Source organism: uncultured Neisseria sp. (assembly GCF_951230505.1).
Lineage (GTDB): Bacteria > Pseudomonadota > Gammaproteobacteria > Burkholderiales > Neisseriaceae > Neisseria.
This window is the reverse complement of the sequence record NZ_CATNVN010000126.1, coordinates 1-5,376: the sequence shown is the minus strand read 5'-3', so window position 1 is coordinate 5,376 and position 5,376 is coordinate 1. Positions and strand designations below refer to the sequence as shown.

The window sequence follows — 5,376 nt, the reverse complement described above, 5'->3', positions numbered from 1 at the left end:
AACTGCCGCGCCAAACGCCGCAAAACCAATCCATGTTACATACAAAATAAAACACACGCCGGCATAAAACGGCATATTGAATGCAGGCAAACCTGCCGCCTTACGCTTTTGAATTTCAGCAAACGCCATTGCCCAGCTTTCATCACACATAAAAAACAGCGCGGGCATCGCCTTTTTCAGCGGCATATCCCTCATATACGGCGCAATCGCCGCACCCATCAGGATATGGCGCGAATTGATCATAAACGTAACCGTTGCAATCAGCAGTATCGGCAAGGGATTTGCCCACAAATTGACTGCAGCAAATTCCGAACCTCCGGCAAAGTTCATGCCCGTCATCAGCAGCATTTCCAGCCAGCTCATGCCTTTCTGCCCGCCCTGCATGCCCAAAATCAGCGCCCACGGCAACAAGCCGATCAGCATGGGGGAACATTCTTTGATACCGCGCAGAAATTCCGATTGAGGAGAAGCAGTGTGATTCATTTTGATTGAAACGGTTTATTAAAAAGAAGCGGCGTATTATAAAGCAGGCCGTCTGAACAAGGGTATAATACGGAAAAATTAGATTTATTTACGGAAACCGATATGACCCACACCGTCCATCTGCAGTTTGAAGAAATTGACAATACCGTGTTGCAACGCCTGTGCGGCGCGCTCGACAGCAATCTCGAAGCCTTAGGCAAAGCCCTTGATATCCAAATCAGCCGCCGCTTCGAACATTTCACCTTCATGGGCGAACTGGCACACGCCGGCCGTCGTGCCTTGCTGTCGCTTGCCGAAGCCGCAGAAAAAGGCGACTTGGACGACAATGCCATCAGCCTCGCGGCCGTTGAAGCAAAAACCGCCGACGAGAAACACGAAGAAAAACACCACGATCAACAATACTATTTCCGCACCAAACGCGGCAGCATCGGCGGCCGTACCCCGCGCCAAAACGGCTATATCCGCGCCTTGCTCAACCACGATGTCGTGTTCGGCTTAGGCCCTGCCGGTACGGGTAAGACCTATCTTGCCGTTGCCGCCGCAGTCGATGCCATGGAAAAACACCAAATCGAACGCATCGTTTTGGTACGCCCTGCAGTCGAAGCCGGAGAAAAATTAGGCTTCCTGCCGGGCGATTTGGCGCAAAAAGTCGATCCCTACCTGCGACCACTTTACGATGCACTGTATGATTTGATGGGTTTCGACCGCGTAACCAAACTGATGGAAAAAGGTTTGATTGAAATTGCGCCGCTGGCCTATATGCGCGGCCGCACCTTAAATGGCGCGTATGTCATTTTGGACGAAGCGCAAAACACCACCCCCGAACAAATGAAAATGTTCCTAACCCGTATCGGCTTCGGTGCCAAAGCAGTCATTACCGGCGACATCAGCCAAATCGACCTGCCGCGCAACATCAAATCCGGCTTGAAAGATGCTCGTGAAAAGCTGCGCGATGTAGAAGGCCTGTATTTCCACACCTTTACCAGCGAAGACGTCGTCCGCCATCCTTTGGTGCAAAAAATCGTCGAAGCCTATGAAGCAGCGGAAGAACAAGCTGAAAAGAAAAGCGGCAAATAATCTTTTCAAACACTTAAGGCCGTCTGAAAATCAAATTTCAGACGGCCTTACTACATCATTCTCCCCATAATACTGCTATAATCCGAAAATCAAGTAAAACAACGACTTCAAAAGGAAAAATATGACCCTCAAGCCACCCGTCCGAATCGCCGTTACCGGCGCGGCAGGCCAAATCGCCTACGCCACCCTCTTCCGTATCGCCGGCGGCATTATGCTCGGACGCGACCAACCCGTTATCCTGCAGCTGCTCGACTTGCCGCAGGCACAACAGGCATTACGCGGCGTGATTATGGAAATGCAGGATTGCGCCTTCCCGCTCCTTGCCGACATCTTCGCCACAGACGACCCCGAAGTCGCCTTCAAAGATGCCGACATCGCCCTCTTGATTGGTGCACGCCCGCGCACACAAGGCATGGAGCGAGCCGACTTGTTGCACGCCAATGGTGAAATTTTCAAAGTACAAGGCGCGGCGTTGAACAAAGTTGCCCATCGCAACGTTAAAGTCCTCGTCGTCGGCAATCCGGCCAATACCAACGCCTACATCGCCATGAAATCCGCACCCGACATCCCGCCGGAAAATTTCACCGCCTTGATGCGTCTCGACCACCACCGCGCCGTCAGCCAAATTGCCGAAAAAATCAACCGCCCGATTACTTCCATCGAGCAAATGTGCGTCTGGGGCAACCACAGCCCGACCATGTACGCCGACTACCGCTACGCCACCAGCAACGGCGAGTCCGTCCAAGACATGATTACCGAACCCGACTGGAACACCGAAGTCTTCATGCCGAAAATCGCCGGACGCGGTGCCGCCATTATCGCCGCACGCGGCTCATCATCCGCTGCCTCCGCCGCTAATGCCGCCATCTACCACCTGCGCGACTGGTTACTCGGCAGCAGCGGCAAATGGATAACCATGGGCGTTCCATCCGACGGCTCTTACGGCATTCCCGAAGGTTTGATTTTCGGCTTCCCCGTCATTTGTGACGAAGGCAGCTACCGCATCGTCCAAGGCTTGGATTTGTCGGATGAATTCAGCCAAAAACGTATTGCCGCCACGCTGGCCGAATTGGAAGAAGAACGTTCAGCCATCCAGGATCTACTCTAAAACAAAGGCCGTCTGAAAACCAAATTTCAGACGGCCTAAATAATTAAATGCCCGTTCTACAATCATTTTTAAAAGCTAGAATGGCACTCTTTGTCCTTGTTTATCTTTAAGATGCCATTGACCTGCCGGTGTACAACCACCGCCACTACTGCCGACAGCATAATGATCACAATTCGGATCAAGACGTTTTCCTTGAGAATATGAGCCATTTGTCAAACCATCCCCATCAAAGGAACTGCACGCGCCGGTAAAAGCTACGCAAAACAGGATTAAAAATTTCTTCAACATTCACATCACCTTTTTTATAAAAGTCACACCCAAAAATTGCACCCTGAATAAAGTTTCTACGCTATCGATATGAGCCACACTGTGCAAGCAAAAAGAACTAATCTTACCTTGCTCACTGTTGTATTGCCGCCGATATAGGTACCAAAATTTCCGCTGCCATCACTCAAAGAAAAACTACTGCCAGAAATTTGGAATACACATCTAATGCAATTAAAAACATATAAAATAGTTATCAAACTAATTTTATAAACATGTGACAAATTTTTTGCAACTTTGTTTCTTATGGTTTTGCTTTTTTATAAAGCTCGTTCTCATAATATGAAAATTACCCAATACCTTTTCTGCATTTGAAAAAGGCCGTCTGAAAACCAACTATCAGACGGCCTTTACTATGCAGCCTTATTCCGCTACATCAATGCACAAATATTTCAATTCTAAATACTCGTCCGCACCATATTTGCTACCTTCACGTCCCAAACCACTGCGTTTTACGCCGCCAAACGGTGCCACTTCATTACTGATTAAGCCCGTATTGATGCCGACCATTCCGTATTCCAAGGCTTCGCCGACTCGCCATTGGCGGGCGGTATCGGAGGTGAAAAGGTAAGCTGCCAAACCGTATTCTGTATTGTTCGCAGCCTCGATAACTTCGGCTTCGGTTTCAAAACGGAACACCGGACACAACGGCCCGAAGGTTTCTTCACAAGCTACCGCCATTTGCGCCGTAACGCCGCTTAAAACAGTTGGTTCGAAAAATGTTCCGCCCAACGCGCTGCGTTTGCCGCCGGTTAGGCAACTTGCGCCTTTAGCCAATGCGTCGGCGATGTGCTGCTCGACTTTCTCCACCGCTTTTTCCTCAATCAGCGGCCCTTGGTTTACACCATCCTCCAAGCCGTTGCCCAATTTAAGCGCAGCCACTTTTTCACTTAATTTGCGGCAAAATTCGTCGTAAATGCCGGATTGAGCGTAAACGCGGTTGGTGCAGACGCAGGTCTGACCGCTGTTGCGGAACTTGCTGGCCAGAGCGCCTTCAACGGCTTTGTCCAAATTGGCATCGTCAAACACGATAAACGGCGCATTGCCGCCCAGTTCCAAGCTGAGTTTTTTAATGTCTGCCGCGCTGTCGGCAAAAATCTTCGCGCCGACTTCGGTCGAACCAGTGAAGCTGATTTTGTGCACGGTCGGGTTCGTGGCAAATTCATGGCTGATTTCCGAAGCATGACCGCTGATGACGGGAAGCAAATCCTGCGGCACGCCCGCTTCGTAAGCCAGTAGCGCCAGTGCATACGCGCTCAGGGGCGTGAGCGACGCAGGTTTGATTATCATCGCACAGCCAACCGCCAAAGCAGGCGCAGCCTTGCGCGCAATCATTGCAGACGGGAAGTTCCACGGCGTAATCGCGGCAGTAACGCCGACAGGCTGTTTCAACACGACCAGTTTTTGCGACGCTTTCACACTCGTCAATACATCGCCGTCAATCCGCCGCGCCTCTTCCGCAAACCAGCGCACAAACGAAGCCGCATAATCAATTTCACCACGCGCCTCAGTCAGGCTTTTGCCCTGCTCCATCGTCATGATACGCGCCAGGTCTTCTTTGTTTTCTTTAATCAAAAAATACCAGCGCCACAACACATCGGCGCGTTCCAACGCAGTTTTTGCCGCCCATAATTTTTGTGCTGCTTCCGCCTTTTGAATCAAAAGCTTCAGGCCGTCTGAATCAGTCTTACGGACAAACGCCAAAGCCTCACCTGTTGCAGGGTTATCAACTCTAATAGCATCTGTAATCGGAGAAAAGGAAATATCGGGATGGTTGAGCAAGCGGGCAAAATCTTTCATGAGAAACTAGCTTTCTAAAATCAGGAATATGTGTTCATTATCATATTCATACCATGAAAGCGCAACTAATTCGAAAAATAAACCAACAGCAAAGGCCGCCTGAATATCTTACAGACAGCCTTTGCTTTAACGACATTATATCCATCTTAATAATGAATGAAATACGATGATTAATACTCTACCTCAAAAGGATAGGACACATGTATGACAACAATTTGCTATAATACAAAACTCATTTCAACCCTCATTCGAAATTCCATTTTCAGACGGCCTTTGTCTGTTTATAAGGCCGTCTGAAATGTTTTCTGTCCATCCTCTTTAGCCGAACCATGATTCCATCTGATTTCATTGACGAGCTTTTGTCCAAAGTCGATATTGTCGATATTATCGACGAGCAGGTTCCGCTGAAGAAAGGCGGGGCGAACTATATGGCCTGCTGTCCGTTTCACAAGGAAAAGACGCCGTCGTTTTCGGTCAGTCCGACCAAGCAGTTTTACCATTGTTTCAGTTGCGGAGCGCATGGTTCGGCGATTGGTTTTGTGATGGAGCATCAGGGGCTGTCGTTTCCGGAGGCGGTGCAGTTT

The 5,376-nt window shown here is 49.6% G+C and carries 6 protein-coding genes; 3 read left to right on the top strand and 3 right to left on the bottom strand.

Annotated elements, in window-relative coordinates:
- On the bottom strand, positions 1-483 hold a 483-nt coding region (locus Q1M25_RS07825), incomplete at its 3' end, for an AzlC family ABC transporter permease (RefSeq protein WP_300483663.1).
- 102 nt (positions 484-585) lie between these two features.
- Between Q1M25_RS07825 and Q1M25_RS07820 the strand changes: the two genes are divergently transcribed.
- Both Q1M25_RS07820 and Q1M25_RS07815 read left to right on the top strand, forming a co-directional pair.
- On the top strand, positions 586-1,560 hold the full coding sequence (locus Q1M25_RS07820; protein ID WP_300483661.1) for a PhoH family protein: 975 nt from the start codon (positions 586-588) through the stop codon (positions 1,558-1,560).
- Between the two features lie 121 nt (positions 1,561-1,681).
- The gene (locus tag Q1M25_RS07815) at positions 1,682-2,668 is read left to right on the top strand and encodes a malate dehydrogenase (protein WP_300483658.1); all 987 of its coding nucleotides are present in this window, start codon (positions 1,682-1,684) and stop codon (positions 2,666-2,668) included.
- A gap of 75 nt (positions 2,669-2,743) precedes the next feature.
- Here the strand turns inward: Q1M25_RS07815 and Q1M25_RS07810 are convergent, their stop codons facing one another.
- Both Q1M25_RS07810 and Q1M25_RS07805 read right to left on the bottom strand, forming a co-directional pair.
- On the bottom strand, positions 2,744-2,956 hold the full coding sequence (locus Q1M25_RS07810) for a hypothetical protein (protein ID WP_300483655.1): 213 nt from the start codon (positions 2,954-2,956) through the stop codon (positions 2,744-2,746).
- 399 nt (positions 2,957-3,355) lie between these two features.
- The gene (locus Q1M25_RS07805; protein ID WP_300483653.1) at positions 3,356-4,792 is read right to left on the bottom strand and encodes an NAD-dependent succinate-semialdehyde dehydrogenase; all 1,437 of its coding nucleotides are present in this window, start codon (positions 4,790-4,792) and stop codon (positions 3,356-3,358) included.
- 329 nt (positions 4,793-5,121) lie between these two features.
- Between Q1M25_RS07805 and Q1M25_RS07800 the strand changes: the two genes are divergently transcribed.
- The coding region (locus Q1M25_RS07800) for a CHC2 zinc finger domain-containing protein (RefSeq protein WP_300483651.1) at positions 5,122-5,376 on the top strand (255 nt) is incomplete at its 3' end.